Raw genomic sequence first — 14693 nt, 5'->3', positions numbered from 1 at the left:
CAAACCTGGGAATTTTATATCCTGTGGCGGTCCGGCCGGCCCGCGTCGCGTCGAAACGGGGTTATTTGCCCCGCGCCACCGTCGCCATGAACCCGTCGTAGCTGCCTTCGGCCACGCGGAACCAGGGGATCTCGTTGTCGCGGAAAGCCACCATGCTGTCGTAGACGCGCTTGAACATCGGGTCCTTCTCGGAGAACTCCTTGTAGACCGCCTGGGCCTGGGTATAGCAAGCCTCCATGACGGATTTGGGGAAGGCCTTGAGCTGCGCGCCCTCGGCCACCAGGCGGCGCAAGGCCGCCGGGTTCTCGGCGTCGTACTTGGCGATCATGTCGTTGGTGGCGGCCGCCGCGGCCTGGGCCAACGCCGCCTGGTAATGCTTGGGCAGCTGGTTGTAGACGTCCTGGTTGACGTACAGCGACACCTGCAGCGTGCCTTCCCACCAGCCGGGGAAATAGTAGTTCTTGGCCACCTTGTGGAAGCCCAGTTTCTCGTCGTCGTACGGACCGATCCATTCGGCCGCGTCGATGGTGCCTTTTTCCAGGGCGGGATAGATATCGCCGCCGGCAATCTGCTGCGGCACCACCCCCAGGCGCGAGAGCACCGCCCCGGCGAACGCGCTGGCGCGGAACTTCAGCCCTTTCAGGTCGTCGACAGATTTGATCTCGTTGCGGAACCAGCCGCCCATCTGGGTACCGGTGTAACCGCACGGGAAATTGACCACGTTGTACTTCTGGAACAGCTCACGCGTCAGCTTCAGGCCGTCGCCGTGGCGCATCCAGGCGTTCATCTGGCGGGTATTCAGGCCGAACGGCACCGCGCCGTCGAAGCACAGCGCCGGATCCTTGCCGAAGTAGTAGTACGAGGCGGTATGGCCGCACTCGATGGTGCCGTTCTGGACTGCGTCCAGGACTTGCAGCGCGGGCACGATCTCGCCGGCGGGAAACGCGCGGATGCTGAACTTGCCGTCCGTGGCTTCGCTTACGTATTTGGCCAGGTTCTCGCCGCCCGTGAAGATAGCATCGGCGCTGCGGGGAAAGCTGGAGGCCAGGCGCCAGTGGATGGTGGGGGAATCTTGCGCCAGGGGGGGGGCTGCCAGGGCTGCGCCACCGGCGGCGGCGCCCAATGTGGCCTGCTTGAGGAACGAACGGCGTTGCATTACGGGTGTCTCCTGGGTGTGGAAGAATGCGCTGAGCGCGGACCGTTTGCGTAAAACGGCCGCACGCGGTGAACCTGATAGAGGGTTCCGCTTTTTTTTTCGTCCGCAATGATATCGGGATCGGGCGGTCTTGCCGCCCTGCTGATTACCCTAAAGCGCCCGTGAACGGCGAGAGCAGCGTTATCCCACCGTCGAGTTCGTCAAAACCGAACTCCGCCGGGTATTCGATCGCTGAAAGATACAAGCCGTCGGGCATGAACGTGGGCGCGCCCAGCCGCCTGTCGCGCGCGCACAGCAACGCATCCATCCAGGCCACCGGTTCGCGCCCCTGCCCCACCTGCAGCAAGGCGCCGATCAGATTGCGCACCATGTGGTGCAGAAAGGCATTGGCGCGCAGCGTGAACACCAGGAATGCGCCGCGCTCGTCGATGTCGAGGCGGTGGAGCGTGCGCACCGGATGGCGCGCCTGGCATTGCGAGGAGCGGAAACTGGAGAAATCGTGCTCGCCCAGCAGCGCGCGGGCCGCGGCGCGCATGGCCGGCACGTCCAGCGGCTGGAATGCCCAGCCGGCTCGGCCGGCCCATAGCGCCGGCCGCACGCGGCCGCGCCACAGCAGATAGACGTAGGTGCGCGAGCGCGCCGAGAAGCGCGCATGAAAGGCCTCGCTCACCGGACGCGCCCATTGCACGACGATGCTGGGCGGCAGAAAGGCGTTGACGCCGCGCACCCAGGACTCGTCGCGACGCTGCAAATCGGTGTCGAGATGAATGACCTGCATGGCGGCGTGCACGCCCGTGTCGGTGCGCCCGGCGCAGACCGTCGCCACCGGCCCGCCGCCGCCCGCGAACGAAGCCAGCGCGGCTTCGACCTGGTCCTGCACGGTCACGCCATGCGGCTGCGTCTGCCAACCCTGCCAGGCCGAGCCGTCGTAGGCCAGCCCCAATGCAATGCGAGACATGAATCAGGTTCGCTTGCCGCCCGGACGGGGTTCGTCGGTGGGCGGCTCGTCCAGGTCGAGACTGATCGAGTCCAGTTTGCGCGTGAGCGCAGCCGTGTCCAGCGTGGGCTCGGGATAGGCCGCCGAAGCCTCGTCGTCGTCGTCGCGGCGGGCGCCGGCGCGGCGCAGGGCCCAGGCGACGATGAAGACGATCAGCGCCAGCACGGCGGTGACTATGGCCAGCAGATTGTCAGCCAGCCAGCCGGGCATGCCGCCCTGCGAGGACTCGCCCTTGGCCGCTGCGGCGGCAGGCCCGCTGCCTGCGGTGCCCGCGCCAGCGCTGCCGGCGGCGCCATTGCCGCCCGTCGAGCCTGCCGATGCCGCGCCTGCCTGCGTAGCTGCGCCTGCGCCGGCGGCGGCACCGCCCGGCTTGCCGTCGGCGCCTGGCTTACCGTCAGCGCCCGGCTTGCCGTCTGATCCGGGCTTGCCGTCAGCGCCGGCCTTGCCATCGGCACCGGGTTGGCCGCCGGCGCCCGCCGATGCGTTGGCGGGCGCGCTGCCCTCGCCGCTTGCCGTCTTGCCGGCGCCGGCCGCCTGGCTGAGCGCATCGACGTTGGATTGCAGTTTTTCGACGCGCTGCTGCGCGTCATCGAGCGCGCGCCCGCTGGAGGCACGCGCGTCGCCCGCGGCATCGGCCTGCGCGTTGGCGCCGCCCTGTGCGCTGGACAGGCGCAGGCGATCCTGCGCCGTGGCGGCGCCGGCCGCCTCGGCCTGCGCCGCGCTGCCCAGCCGGCCCGCGCCGGCCTCGCCCGTACCGCTGACGGCCGCGCCGCCCGCGGCCAGCGCGCCGGCGCGGCCGCGATAACGCGCGAAGGCCTCGGCATGCTGGGCAAAGATGCGCCGCGCTTCGGCCGGATCGATGGCGCGTACCGTGGCCGCGTCGGGAATGTCGAGTGTCTCGCCGGCCCGCACCAGGTTCATGTTGTTCTGGATGAAGGCCTCGGGATTGGCGCGCCACAGCGCCACCAGCATCTGGTAGACGCTGGCGCCGGCCACGGCATTGCGCTGGGCGATGCCGAACAGCGTATCGCCGCGTCGCACGTCGATGGAGCCGGCGCTGGCCTGGCCGGCCGGTGCGGGCGTGCCGACGCTGGCCGGCGCCACGCGCGCAGCGCTGCCGCGCGGCGGCACCAGGACGGTGACCTGGACCTGCCGCTGGCCGGCGCCCGAGCGCAGGTCCAGCAGCACGTCGACCGCGTTGCCGGCAGGCGGCTGGCTGGAAGAAATACGCACGTTGCGGCGCGACGCGTCGGCGCCCGGCTCGATGCGCACGGTGGCGCTGGACAGCGGCACCGGCGGAGTCAGGCCGGCCTGGCGCCAGGCCGCTTCGTCGGCCAGCGAAACCTGCAGGGTGGCCAGGTCGTCGGCGCTCAGTTCGAGCAAGGGCACCACGACCTGCAAGGCGGCGCCTGGCGGCGAAACCACCCGCGCATGCCCGAGCCGGGCCGCCTCGGCCCCCGTGGCCCCGGCCCCCAGCGCCAGGACGAGGGCCCACGAAAGGGCCTGTGAACGGCGGGCGGGCTGCAGAGGGCGCAAGGTCGAACGCATATTTATGAGGATTCCGTGGTCAGAGCGAATGGCCGGCAAATGCAGGGGAAAAGTGTAATGGATCGGCCACGATTCACAAACCCGCGGCCCTTGCCGTCGAAAACGGCGCGCCTGCGACAAGGGCGCCCGCGGGCGCCCTTGTATCCTGCCATGCGCGCCGGCGCCGCGCGTCAGGCTTCGGCCAGCGCGATACGCAGCATGCGGCGCAGCGGCTCGGCCGCGCCCCACAGCAGTTGGTCGCCGACCGTGAAGGCGCCCAGGTACTGCGGCCCCATCGACAGCTTACGCAGGCGGCCCACCGGGATATCCAGCGTGCCCGTCACGGCCACCGGCGTCAGCGCCTTCACCGTGTCTTCCTTGGTGTTGGGAACGACCTTGGCCCATTGCGTGCCGGCCGCGATCAGGTCCTCGATCTCGTCGAGCGGCACATCGCGCTTGAGCTTGATGGTCAGTGCCTGGCTATGGCAGCGCATGGCGCCGATGCGCACGCACAGGCCATCGATGGGCGTGGCCGGCGTGCCGAACGCCGCGCCGCGGCCCAGGATCTTGTTGGTCTCGGCCTCGGCCTTCCACTCTTCGCGCGACATGCCGTCGCCCAGATCCTTGTCGATCCAGGGGATCAGGTTGCCGCCCAGCGGCACGCCGAAATGCTCCTGCGGCAACGAGGGGTCCTGCTGGCGCGCCAGTACGCCGCGGTCGATATCAAGAATGGCCGCAGCCGGATCGTCGAGCAGAGGCTTGACCGCCTGGTTGAGCAGGCCGAACTGGGTGAGCAGTTCGCGCATGTGCTGCGCGCCGCCGCCCGAAGCGGCCTGGTAGGTCATGGAGCTCATCCACTCGACCAGGTCGTTGTTGAACAGGCCGGCCAGGCCCATCAACATGCAGCTGACTGTGCAGTTGCCGCCCACGAAGTTGCGCACGCCGCGCTTGAGCGCCGCGTCGATCACCGGCCGGTTGACCGGATCGAGCACGATGATGGCGTCGTCGGCCATGCGCAGGGTGCTGGCGGCGTCGATCCAGATACCTTGCCAGCCCGCGCCGCGCAGCTTGGGATAGACCTCGCTGGTGTAGTCGCCGCCCTGGGCGGTGACGATAATCGGCAGTTTCTTAAGAGCGTCGATGTCGTAGGCATTCTGCAACGAGCCCGCGCCTTCGGCCCAGGCGGGCGCGGCGCCGCCAGCGTTGCTGGTGGAAAAGAATACGGGTTCGATGAGTGCGAAGTCGTTCTCGTCACGCATGCGCTGCATGAGAACGGAACCGACCATACCGCGCCAACCGACGAGGCCTACTGCTTGCGTCATTTCTAGAGCTCTTAAAAAGGTATCGGTAGAAAGAAAAGAACCTGCAACCTGGACAATTTATCAGAATGTGCGCACCGATGTTGCGCTGCATCCGAGAATATAGGGACAAATTGTGCGAAAAAGCCGCAAAAATCGCGGCCCTTGCGCACAGTGGGCGCGCCCGGCACCGGCGCCGGGCGCTGCGGCTCAGCCCAGGGCCTTGAGCACGGCGTCGCCCATCTGCGAGGTGGACACCTTGGTCGTGCCGGCCTCGTGGATATCGGCGGTGCGCAGGCCGTCGGCCAGCACCTTGCGCACGGCCGCCTCGACGCGGTCGGCCTGCGGGGCCAGGTTCAGCGAATAGCGCAGCAGCATGGCGGCCGACAGGATGGTGGCCAGCGGATTGGCGATGCCCTGGCCGGCGATGTCGGGCGCCGATCCGTGGCTGGGCTCGTACAGGCCCTGGCCGGCGGCGTTCAGCGAGGCCGAAGGCAGCATGCCGATCGAGCCCGTCAGCATGGCAGCCTCATCCGAAAGAATGTCGCCGAACAGGTTGCCGGTCACGATCACGTCGAACTGGCGCGGATTGCGCACCAGCTGCATCGCGGCGTTGTCGACATACATATGCGACAGCTCCACGTCGAGATAATCCCGGCTGACCTCGATCACCAGGTCGCGCCAGAACTGCGAGGTTTCCAGCACGTTGGCCTTGTCGACGCTGCACAGCTTCTTGTTGCGCTTGCGGGCCGACTCGAAGCCGATGCGGGCAATGCGCCGCACTTCCGACTCGGCGTAGCGCATGGTGTCGTAGCCTTCGCGCTCGCCGGCGAAGGCGCCATCGGCGGCCGTGCGCACGCCGCGCGGCGTACCGAAATAGATGTCGCCGGTCAGTTCGCGGATGATCAGGATGTCGAGACCGGACACGATCTCGGGCTTGAGCGAGGAGGCGCTGGCCAGCTCGGGGTAGAGAATCGCCGGGCGCAGGTTGGCGAACAGTCCGAGCGCCTTGCGCAGGCCCAGGATAGCCTGCTCAGGGCGGAATTCGCGCGGCAGCGTGTCGTACTTCCAGTCGCCCACGGCGCCGAACAGCACCGCGTGCGAGCCTTGCGCCAATTCCAGCGTGGCCGGCGGCAAGGGATGCTCGAATTGGTCGAAGGCCGCGCCGCCCACCGGGGCCTGGCGCAGTTCGAGCGGCAGGTCCAGCGCCTTGAGCACGCGCTCGGCCTGCTCGACGATTTCAGGGCCGATGCCATCGCCGGGGAGGACTGCGATCTGATGAGTCATGAAAAATTCCTGTAAGCGAGAAAACAAGGCAAGGGCCCGCCGCGCGCGATCAACGCGGACGGCGGGCCGGCAGGCAACGCGTCAGGCGACCGGGCGGCTTTCCAGCCACGGGTGGCGCGCCAGGCGCTCGGCCTCGAAGGCGCGGATCTTGTCGGCCTGGCGCAGGGTCAGGCCGATATCGTCCAGGCCGTTGAGCAGGCAGTACTTGCGGAACGGTTCGATATCGAAGCCCAGCTCGCGGCCATCCGGCGCGATGACGACCTGGCGCTCCAGGTCGATGTTCAGCTTGAAGCCGGGGAACGCCTTGACTTCGTCGAACAGGCGCGCGACTTCCAGCTCGCCCAGCACGATGGGCAGCAGGCCGTTCTTGAAGCTGTTGTTGAAGAAGATGTCGGCGTAGGACGGCGCGATGATGGCGCGAAAACCGTACTGCGTCAGCGCCCACGGCGCGTGCTCGCGGCTGGAACCGCAGCCGAAGTTCTTGCGCGCGAGCAGCACCGAGGCCCCCTGGTAGCGCGGCTGGTTCAGCACGAAATCCGAGTTGAGCGGACGCTTGCTGTTGTCCATGCCCGGTTCGCCATGGTCCAGGTAGCGCAGTTCGTCGAACAGGTTGGGGCCGAAGCCGGCGCGCTTGATCGACTTGAGGAATTGCTTCGGGATGATGAGGTCGGTGTCGACGTTCTCGCGATCGAGCAGCGCCACCAGGCCTTCGTGTTGGGTGAATGCTTGCATGTTGGAATCCTGGATCAACGGAACGAGCGGACGTCGACGAAATGGCCGGCCACCGCGGCGGCGGCGGCCATCGCCGGGCTGACCAGGTGCGTGCGCCCGCCCTGCCCCTGACGGCCTTCGAAGTTGCGGTTGGAGGTCGAGGCGCAGCGCTCGCCCGGTTCGAGGCGGTCGGCATTCATGGCCAGGCACATCGAACAGCCCGGCTCGCGCCACTCGAAGCCGGCTTCGATGAAGATCTTGTCCAGCCCCTCGCGCTCGGCCTGTTGCTTGACCAGCCCGGAACCCGGCACCACCATGGCCTGGCGCACGTTGGCGGCCACGCGCTTGCCGCGCGCCACGACCGCGGCCGCGCGCAGGTCTTCGATGCGCGAGTTGGTGCACGAGCCGATGAACACGCGATCGACGCGGATATCGACCAGGGGTGTATTGGGCTTGAGGCCCATGTACTCGAGCGCGCGTTCCATGCCGCTGCGGCGCACGTCGTCCTTCTCGCGATCGGGATCGGGCACGCGGCCATCGACGGGCAGCACCATTTCGGGCGAAGTGCCCCAGGTGACCTGCGGCTTGATGTCGCGCGCATCGACGTTGATGACGCGGTCGAACCTGGCGCCGGCATCCGAGTGCAGCGTGCGCCAATAGCCAACGGCCTGGTCCCACAGCACGCCGACGGGCGCGAACGGGCGGCCGCGGAAGTAATCGATGGTCTTGTCGTCGACGGCCACCATGCCCGAGCGCGCGCCGGCCTCGATGGCCATGTTGCACACCGTCATGCGGCCCTCGACGGACAGGCCGCGGATCGTGCTGCCGGAGAATTCGATGGCGTGGCCGGTGCCGCCAGCCGTGCCGATGATGCCGATGATGTGCAGCACCACGTCCTTGGCGGTACAGCCGAACGGCAACTCGCCCTCGACGTTGATCTGCATGCTCTTGGCTTTCTTCATGAGCAGCGTCTGCGTGGCCAGCACGTGCTCGACCTCGGAAGTGCCGATGCCGAAGGCCAGCGCGCCCAGCGCGCCGTGCGTGCTGGTATGCGAGTCGCCACAGACGACGGTCATGCCGGGCAGGGTCGCGCCCTGCTCCGGGCCGATGACGTGCACGATGCCCTGGCGCAGGTCATTCATGCGGAATTCGGTGATGCCGTACTTGGCGCAGTTGTCGTCCAGCGTATCGACCTGCAGGCGCGAGATCGGGTCTTCGATGCCCTGGGCGCGGTTGAGCGTGGGAACGTTATGGTCGGCCACGGCCAGGTTGGCCCCGACGCGCCACGGCTGGCGTCCGGCCAGCGCCAGCCCCTCGAACGCCTGCGGGCTGGTCACTTCGTGCAGCAGGTGGCGGTCGATATAGAGCATACAGGTTCCGTCGGATTCCTGGTGGACGACGTGGGCGTCCCAGAGTTTGTCGTAAAGCGTTTGGGCCATGGAAGCACTCTTGAGAGGAACATCCGGCATGCGCCGGGCATACGTCGAAGCGACGTTCGACTCGATTATGCCGAGCCTCTCAAGCTAGTACAATCACACCTGTTATCCTAGTATTGAAAGCACTACCCTGCGCCGGCAAGCGGCTGGCGGCGACGCCCCGTGCAAAAGGCCACGAGTGTCTCGTGGCCTTTGGATTTCGTGCTGTCCGCGCGGCGCGCACGCGCCCGGCCGCTCAACCGGCCGGGCAGACGCCGCCTCGCGAGGCGGCCATGCGGTCAGGCGCTCATTTGTCGGCGTTGGGAAAGAACAACTGCTGGCCATTGACCTGGTAGCTGGCGATCGCGTCCTGGCCCGCCTTGGAGGTAACCCAGTCGACGAACTGCTGCGCGGCCTTGGCCTTGACGTGCGGGAACTTGGCCGGATTGACCACCATCACGCCATACTGGTTGAACAGGCGCTTGTCGCCCTCGACCAGGATCTTCAGCTCGCCCGGATTCTTGAAACTGAGCCAGGTGCCCCGATCGGAAAGCACATAGGCGTTCATCGACGAGCCCATGTTCAGCGCCGGCCCCATGCCACAGCCGCATTCCTTGTAGCCGCTGCCCTTGCTGTCCGAGCCGGTCTGCTTCCAGAACCGCAGTTCGGCCGCATGCGTGCCGCTCTTGTCGCCGCGCGAGATGAAGTCGGCGTTGTCCTTGGCCAGTTTGCCCAGCGCGGCGACGATGTCGTTGCCCTTGACGCCGGCCGGGTCCTTGGCCGGACCGACCAGGATGAAATCGTTGTACATGACCGGGTAGCGCTTGACCGCGTATCCGTCGGCCACGAATTTCTCCTCGGCCACCTGGTCGTGCACGAACAGCACATCGGCGTCGCCGCGCCGCGCCATGTCCAGCGCCTGGCCGGTGCCCTGGGCCACGACCTTGATGTCGATGCCGCTGGCCTTCTTGAAGGCCGGCAACAGGTGTCCGAACAGGCCTGATTGCTCGGTCGAGGTGGTGGAGGCCATGACGATGGTCTCGGCCCGCGCCGCCAGCGGCGCGGCCAGCACGGTGGCCAGGCCGGCCAGCGCCAGCCCGCGGCGGATTGCGTTGAGGATTTTCATGGTATGCGTTCTCCCTTGACGAACAATGCCGCCGCTTCGGGCAGCGGCCCGTTGAAAAACTGGTCCACCGGCAGGTCGGCCAGGATCCGGCCGCGCTCGAGGTAGATGACGCGCCGGGCCAGGCGCTTGACCTGGCCCAGGTTGTGGCTGCTGAAGATCATGGCCGGCGCAAGCCCGTCGCGCGGCCGCGCGAACTGCTCCATCAGCAATTCGACGTCGCGCTTGGCATGGGGGTCGAGGCTGGCAGTCGGTTCGTCCAGCAGCAGCACTTCGGGCTCCAGCGCCCAGGCGCGCGCCAGCGCCAGGCGCTGTTGCTGGCCGCCCGACATGGATTTGGCGTTGCGGCCGGCCAGCTCGATCAGCTCGACGCGCTCCAGGGCATGCAGCGCCCGCGCGCGCGCGTCGCGCCAGCGCATGCCGCGCAGCCACAACGCCAGGGCCACGTTGTTCTGCGCCGAAGTGCGCAGCATGTAGGGCTGCTGGAACACCATGGCCTGGCGCGCGCGCGCCGCGCATCGCGCCTGGCCCGCGCGCGGCGTCACCAGCCCGTGCAACAGGCGCAGCAAGGTGCTCTTGCCGCTGCCATTGGCGCCGACCAGCGCCACCTGTTCGCCGGCGCAGATGCGCAGTTCGGCCGCCCGCAGGGCATGCACCGGGCCGTAGTAGACGTCGGCGCCACGCAGGTCGAACAGCACCGTCATGCCATGCCCCGCGCGTGCCGGCCATACAGGCCGGCCAGGCCCGTATCGCGGCGCAGGCGCCAGCGCCGCACCAGCGCGGCCAGGATATTGAGCAGCAGCACCACCAGCAGCAGCAGCATGCCCACAGGGCCATGGCAAGCGGCAGATCGCCCTTGCTGGTTTCCAGCGCGATGGCGGTGGTCATCACGCGGGTATAGCCGTCGATGTTGCCGCCGACCACCATCACGGCGCCGACCTCCGACACCGCGCGGCCGAACGCCGTGATGACGATGGTCAGCAAGGTGAAGCGCTCGTCCCACAGCAGCAGCAGGCTCAGCATGCCCGGCCGCGCGCCGAGCGAACGCAGTTGTTCGCCATGGTGGCGCTCGGCGTCCTCGATGGTCTGGCGCACCAGCGCCGTGACGATGGGAACGACCAGGATGGTCTGCGCCACCACCATGGCCTTGAACGAGAACAGCCAGCCGAGAAAGCCCAACGGGCCGGAATGCGAAAGCAGCAGGTAGATGGCCAGCCCGACCACCACGGAAGGCAGCGCCAGCGAGGTGTTGAGCAGCGTCAGCACGATGCCGCGGCCGCGAAAGCGCGCAACGCCCAGCCACCCGCCTGCCGCCATGCCGATGAGACAGGCCAGGACACAGGCCGTCGCGCTGACCGCCAGCGAGCGTCCCACGATGGCCATCAGGACCGGATCGCCGGACACGATCAGACGCAGCGCAATCGCAAGGCTCTCTGACAATGTATTCGCTTACTTCATTTTGTTAATTGCCGGAGCGTATCGCAGGGCCGCGGGCCCGGCCATATGAACAGAATTGCATAGGGATGGAAGCAAGCCTGTCGCCACGGAAACGGCCTGCCGCCGGCGCCCGCAGCAAGCCCCGCATTTCGGGCATACTTGCCGCGTGCGCCACATCGAGATCTCCTATTCCCTGGGTCCGAGCGACCCCCGCCCCGCCTTGCTGCGCAACGCGTTGATGGACCTGCTGTCGGCCGTGCGCGAGCACGGTTCGATTTCGGCCGCCGCCAAGGCGCTGGACCTGTCGTACCGCCATGTGTGGGGCGAGCTGAAAAAATGGGAACAGACCCTGGGCCGCACCCTGATCGTCTGGGACAAGGGCCAGCCGGCGCGGCTCAACGAGTTCGGCGAGAAGCTGCTGTGGGCCGAGCGCCAGGCGCAGGCGCGCCTGGCGCCGCAGATCAATGCCTTGCGCGCCGACCTCGAGCGCGCGTTCGCGGTGGCCTTCGACGACGCCGCCCACGTCGTGCCCCTGTACGCCAGCCACGACAACGCGCTGCAGGCGCTGCGCGAGCACGCGGTGGCCAGCGCCAAGCTGCACCTGGACATCCGCTTCACCGGCAGCGTGGACGCCATCAGCGCCCTGAACGAAGGGCGCTGCGTCATGGCAGGCTTTCACACCCGCGAAGCGCCGGAACCGGGCTCGCTGGCCGAGCGCACCTACAAGCCCATGCTGCAGCCCGGCCTGCACAAGATCATCGGCTTCGCGCAGCGCAGCCAGGGGCTGATCGTGGCGCGCGGCAACCCGCACGGCATCACGTCCCTGGCCGACCTGGCCGCCTCCGGCGTGCGCTATGTGAACCGCGCGCTGGGCACCGGGACCCGGGTGCTGTTCGACGAGCTGCTGGAACGGGCCGGGCTGAAACCCGCGGCCATCGCCGGCTACGAGCGCACCGAGCCTTCGCACGCGGCGGTCGCCCACGCCATTGTCTCGGGCAGCGCCGATGCCGGCCTGGGTATCGAGCCGGCGGCGCACCGCGAGCGGCTGGATTTCATTCCGTTGGTGCGCGAGAACTATTTCCTGGTGTGCCTGAAATCGACGCTGGACCAGCCCTCCACGCAGGCGCTGCTGTCCATCCTGCGCAGTCCGGCCTGGCAGGCCACGCTGGCGGCCATTCCCGGCTATGCGCCGGCCCAGACCGGGCAGGTACTGTCGATGCGGCGCGTGCTGCCCTGGTGGGATTTCGCGCGCAAGAAGGTCCGGCGCACGCGCCCGGCCTGAGGCGGCCGGACGCCGCGCGGCTTGCCGCCCGGGCTACTGGCCGGGCTTCTGTTCGGCAGCCGGCGCGGGAGAACTGGGCGGCTTGGCCGCCGTATCGGCCGGCGAATGCGCCCCCGCCGCCTCGCGCGGCTTGTCTTCCACGTTGTAGACGAACGGCCCCGGATCCTTGCACTCGGGCGTGGCCATGGGCGCGCGGGTCGTCTTGCCGGCCGCCTTGGCCCGCTCGAAGTAAGTCGCCGCCACCTCGTCCTGCACGCGGCACAGCCGGAAGGCATCCATTTTTCCCGACCAGGCCGCCTTGGCCGCGGTCTCCTTGGCCTTGGCCGCGGCCTCGGGCGTAGGCGGCGGCAGCTTGGCCAGGGCCGGCGCGGCGGCCAGGGCGATGATCAACGCGGCAATCTTTTTCATGGTGCCTCCTGGCTCGGGACGGTCAGGCGCCCGCCGGACGGGTCAGCCGCTTGGCCGATTTGTCGGGCGTGCGCTGGGCGGGAATCTTGCCCGCCTTGATATCGTCGTACCACAGCTCGTGGTGCTCGCGCGCCCACGTTTCATCGACATAGCCGGTCTTCATGGCCTTGAAGGCGCCACGCATGCCGATGGTGCCCAGGTAGATGTGCCCCATGATCATGCACATCATCAGGACGACCGACGCGGCATGCACCATATGGGCGATCTGCATGTTGCCGCGCACGTACGACAGGCCCGGGAACACCTGGTCCAGGAACAGGCCCGAGGCCACCGCCAGCGCGCCCAGGAACAGCATGCCGACCCAGAACATGATCTTCTCGCCGGCATTGAAGCGATGCGAAGGCACGTGCGCGCCGGTGATGAGGCCGCCGCCCTTGCGCAACCAGATCAGGTCGTCGCGGCGCGGCAGGTTGTCCTTGATGAAGGTCAGGATGACCACCAGCAGCGACACCGCGAACACGGGACCCACGAAGTTGTGCACGGTCTTGAGCAGCCACGTCATCCAGCCGAACGCCGCGCTGCCCATGATGGGCAGCAGGAAGAACTTGCCGAACGCGATGACGATGCCCGTCAGCGCCAGGATGACGAAGGCCGTGGCGTTGACCCAGTGCGCGGCGCGCTCGAAGTACGTGAAGCGCTCGATGCGGCGGCCGGTCTCGGCCTCGCGCAGCTTCATCGGCCCCTTGGCCAGGAAGAACAGCGCGATCGCCACCAGCACGATCAGCAGCAGGCCGCCGCCGTACGGGATGAGCCAGTTGTTGCGCACCTGGCGCCAGGCCTCGCCGGCCGTGGTGTACTGCGAGCCGGGATACTGGACGAAACGCTGGATCAGCACGCCGGCTTCGGGGGCCTCGCTGGCCGGCAGGCTGCTGTAGCCGGGCTGGCCCGAGTTGACCTGCCGCCACATGGGCGCATTGTTGCCCGGCTGCACCTTGGCGCGTTCGGCATTGGTCTGCTCGGCATAGCCCGGCTGCTCGCTGGCGTCGGGCTTGACCTCGAAGATATTGGCGCTCTGGATGCCGCCCATGGCGGGCGCGCCGGCGGACGGCGCGGCAGTCTGCGCCCCCGCCGTCGCCAGCAGGGCGCTTGCCAGCAGCGCCGCGAACAGTGACCGTATCATGGCGACCTCCGCTCAGTTGACCCGGGTGTACTCGTTCTGGCCCCGTTGGGCGCGAACTTTCAACTCTTGCTGCCAACTGTTCTTGTCGCCCTGCTTCCAGCCCGGAGCGACGAAATTGCTGCCCGTGCCGTCATAGGCAGGCTTGCCCACGACGCCGGAATGCAGCTCCTGCGGTTTTTCGGTGCAGGCGGCCAGGCCGAACACGGCGGCCGCTGCGATCAGGAGAAGGCGCGGATTCGTCTTCATGGCTTGGCCTTGGCGTCGGCGGCCGGCGGCTGCCCGGCCTGCTTGGAGCCATAGGCGGTGCCTCAGCCCCAGACTTCCGCGCCCTTGCCGCGATGGATCACGCGGGTGCGGAAGATGTCGGCCACCACGTCGCCGTCGCCGGCCAGCAGCGCCTTGGTCGAACACATTTCGGCGCAGGCCGGCAGCTTGCCCTCGGCCAGCCGGTTGCGGCCATACTTTTCGAACTCCTCTGCGCTGCCGTGCTCTTCCGGCCCGCCGGCGCAGAACGTGCACTTGTCCATCTTGCCACGCACGCCGAAGGCCCCTTCGGAGGGGAACTGCGGCGCGCCGAACGGACAGGCGTACGAACAGTAGCCGCAGCCGATACAGGTGTCCTTGTTGTGCAGCACCACACCCTCGTCGGTGCGGTAGAAGCAGGACCGGGCACACCGCCATGCAGGGCGCGTCGCTGCAGTGCATGCAGGCCACCGAAATGGACTTCTCGCCGGGCACGCCGTCGTTGAGCGTCACCACGCGGCGGCGGTTCACGCCCCAGGGGACTTCGTGCTCGTTCTTGCACGCCGTCACGCAGGCATTGCATTCGATACAGCGCTCTGCATCACAGACAAATTTCATTCGAGCCATGG

At 67.9% G+C, this 14693-nt stretch carries 13 protein-coding genes and 2 pseudogenes; 1 reads left to right on the top strand and 14 read right to left on the bottom strand.

Annotated features, from left to right (window positions below; genetic code table 11):
* Nucleotides 1-61: 61 nt before the first annotated feature.
* The 10 genes and pseudogenes from BN118_RS05910 to BN118_RS05865 all read right to left on the bottom strand — a co-directional run bounded on the left by BN118_RS05910 (nucleotide 62) and on the right by BN118_RS05865 (nucleotide 10954).
* Nucleotides 62-1156 (bottom strand): TRAP transporter substrate-binding protein, encoded by a 1095-nt coding sequence (locus BN118_RS05910; RefSeq protein WP_014486072.1) that lies wholly within the window; start codon nucleotides 1154-1156, stop codon nucleotides 62-64.
* 145 nt (nucleotides 1157-1301) lie between these two features.
* Complete coding sequence (gene truA, locus BN118_RS05905) at nucleotides 1302-2114, bottom strand: tRNA pseudouridine(38-40) synthase TruA (protein WP_010930384.1); 813 nt, start codon at nucleotides 2112-2114, stop codon at nucleotides 1302-1304.
* Between the two features lie 3 nt (nucleotides 2115-2117).
* Nucleotides 2118-3701, bottom strand: coding sequence for a FimV/HubP family polar landmark protein (locus BN118_RS05900; RefSeq protein ID WP_010930383.1), 1584 nt, complete (start codon nucleotides 3699-3701; stop codon nucleotides 2118-2120).
* Nucleotides 3702-3871: 170 nt separating this feature from the next.
* Nucleotides 3872-5002, bottom strand: coding sequence for an aspartate-semialdehyde dehydrogenase (asd, locus tag BN118_RS05895; protein WP_014905617.1), 1131 nt, complete (start codon nucleotides 5000-5002; stop codon nucleotides 3872-3874).
* Between the two features lie 186 nt (nucleotides 5003-5188).
* A complete protein-coding gene (gene leuB, locus BN118_RS05890; RefSeq protein ID WP_010930381.1) occupies nucleotides 5189-6265 on the bottom strand; it encodes a 3-isopropylmalate dehydrogenase in 1077 nt (358 codons plus the stop codon).
* 81 nt (nucleotides 6266-6346) lie between these two features.
* The gene (gene leuD, locus BN118_RS05885; RefSeq protein ID WP_010930380.1) at nucleotides 6347-6997 is read right to left on the bottom strand and encodes a 3-isopropylmalate dehydratase small subunit; all 651 of its coding nucleotides are present in this window, start codon (nucleotides 6995-6997) and stop codon (nucleotides 6347-6349) included.
* A 14-nt stretch (nucleotides 6998-7011) separates the two neighbouring features.
* Entirely contained in the window at nucleotides 7012-8415 is a 1404-nt protein-coding gene (gene leuC / locus BN118_RS05880; RefSeq protein WP_010930379.1) for a 3-isopropylmalate dehydratase large subunit, read from the bottom strand.
* 283 nt (nucleotides 8416-8698) lie between these two features.
* Nucleotides 8699-9517, bottom strand: coding sequence for an ABC transporter substrate-binding protein (locus tag BN118_RS05875; RefSeq protein ID WP_004567445.1), 819 nt, complete (start codon nucleotides 9515-9517; stop codon nucleotides 8699-8701).
* Entirely contained in the window at nucleotides 9514-10218 is a 705-nt protein-coding gene (locus BN118_RS05870; RefSeq protein WP_010930378.1) for an ABC transporter ATP-binding protein, read from the bottom strand. The genes BN118_RS05875 and BN118_RS05870 overlap by 4 nt, the downstream gene beginning before the upstream one ends.
* A pseudogene (locus BN118_RS05865) lies at nucleotides 10215-10954 on the bottom strand (ABC transporter permease). Before BN118_RS05865 ends, BN118_RS05870 begins: the two are co-directional and overlap by 4 nt.
* A 163-nt stretch (nucleotides 10955-11117) precedes the next feature.
* On the opposite strand from BN118_RS05865, the gene BN118_RS05860 reads away from it, so the two are divergent.
* Nucleotides 11118-12233: a substrate-binding domain-containing protein gene (locus BN118_RS05860; protein WP_010930377.1), complete on the top strand. Its 1116-nt coding sequence runs from the start codon at nucleotides 11118-11120 to the stop codon at nucleotides 12231-12233.
* A gap of 33 nt (nucleotides 12234-12266) precedes the next feature.
* Here BN118_RS05860 and BN118_RS05855 read toward each other — a convergent pair whose 3' ends face one another.
* The 4 genes and pseudogenes from BN118_RS05855 to fdh3B form a co-directional block, all read right to left on the bottom strand.
* A complete protein-coding gene (locus tag BN118_RS05855; protein ID WP_004567447.1) occupies nucleotides 12267-12641 on the bottom strand; it encodes a hypothetical protein in 375 nt (124 codons plus the stop codon).
* A gap of 22 nt (nucleotides 12642-12663) precedes the next feature.
* A complete protein-coding gene (locus tag BN118_RS05850) occupies nucleotides 12664-13821 on the bottom strand; it encodes a formate dehydrogenase subunit gamma (RefSeq protein WP_014905616.1) in 1158 nt (385 codons plus the stop codon).
* Nucleotides 13822-13833: 12 nt separating this feature from the next.
* Nucleotides 13834-14067 (bottom strand): lipoprotein, encoded by a 234-nt coding sequence (locus BN118_RS05845; protein ID WP_003812666.1) that lies wholly within the window; start codon nucleotides 14065-14067, stop codon nucleotides 13834-13836.
* Nucleotides 14064-14691 (bottom strand): annotated as a pseudogene (gene fdh3B, locus BN118_RS05840) (formate dehydrogenase FDH3 subunit beta). Before fdh3B ends, BN118_RS05845 begins: the two are co-directional and overlap by 4 nt.
* Nucleotides 14692-14693: the final 2 nt, after the last annotated feature.

The sequence above is a fragment of the Bordetella pertussis 18323 genome, assembly GCF_000306945.1.
In the GTDB taxonomy this organism is placed as follows: domain Bacteria; phylum Pseudomonadota; class Gammaproteobacteria; order Burkholderiales; family Burkholderiaceae_B; genus Bordetella; species Bordetella pertussis.
The sequence above is the reverse complement of the archived record's forward strand: the minus strand, read 5'-3'. Positions and strand labels throughout refer to the sequence as shown.

Bases quoted from the DNA above. Each gene is read 5' to 3' on its own strand.
- asd (WP_014905617.1), bottom strand. From the start codon at position 5,002: ATGACGCAAGCAGTAGGCCTCGTCGGTTGGCGCGGTATGGTCGGTTCC.
- leuC (WP_010930379.1), bottom strand. From the start codon at position 8,415: ATGGCCCAAACGCTTTACGACAAACTCTGGGACGCCCACGTCGTCCAC.
- BN118_RS05870 (WP_010930378.1), bottom strand. From the start codon at position 10,218: ATGACGGTGCTGTTCGACCTGCGTGGCGCCGACGTCTACTACGGCCCG.
- leuB (WP_010930381.1), bottom strand. From the start codon at position 6,265: ATGACTCATCAGATCGCAGTCCTCCCCGGCGATGGCATCGGCCCTGAA.
- truA (WP_010930384.1), bottom strand. From the start codon at position 2,114: ATGTCTCGCATTGCATTGGGGCTGGCCTACGACGGCTCGGCCTGGCAG.
- leuD (WP_010930380.1), bottom strand. From the start codon at position 6,997: ATGCAAGCATTCACCCAACACGAAGGCCTGGTGGCGCTGCTCGATCGC.
- BN118_RS05900 (WP_010930383.1), bottom strand. From the start codon at position 3,701: ATGCGTTCGACCTTGCGCCCTCTGCAGCCCGCCCGCCGTTCACAGGCC.
- BN118_RS05855 (WP_004567447.1), bottom strand. From the start codon at position 12,641: ATGAAAAAGATTGCCGCGTTGATCATCGCCCTGGCCGCCGCGCCGGCC.
- BN118_RS05845 (WP_003812666.1), bottom strand. From the start codon at position 14,067: ATGAAGACGAATCCGCGCCTTCTCCTGATCGCAGCGGCCGCCGTGTTC.
- BN118_RS05850 (WP_014905616.1), bottom strand. From the start codon at position 13,821: ATGATACGGTCACTGTTCGCGGCGCTGCTGGCAAGCGCCCTGCTGGCG.
- BN118_RS05910 (WP_014486072.1), bottom strand. From the start codon at position 1,156: ATGCAACGCCGTTCGTTCCTCAAGCAGGCCACATTGGGCGCCGCCGCC.
- BN118_RS05875 (WP_004567445.1), bottom strand. From the start codon at position 9,517: ATGAAAATCCTCAACGCAATCCGCCGCGGGCTGGCGCTGGCCGGCCTG.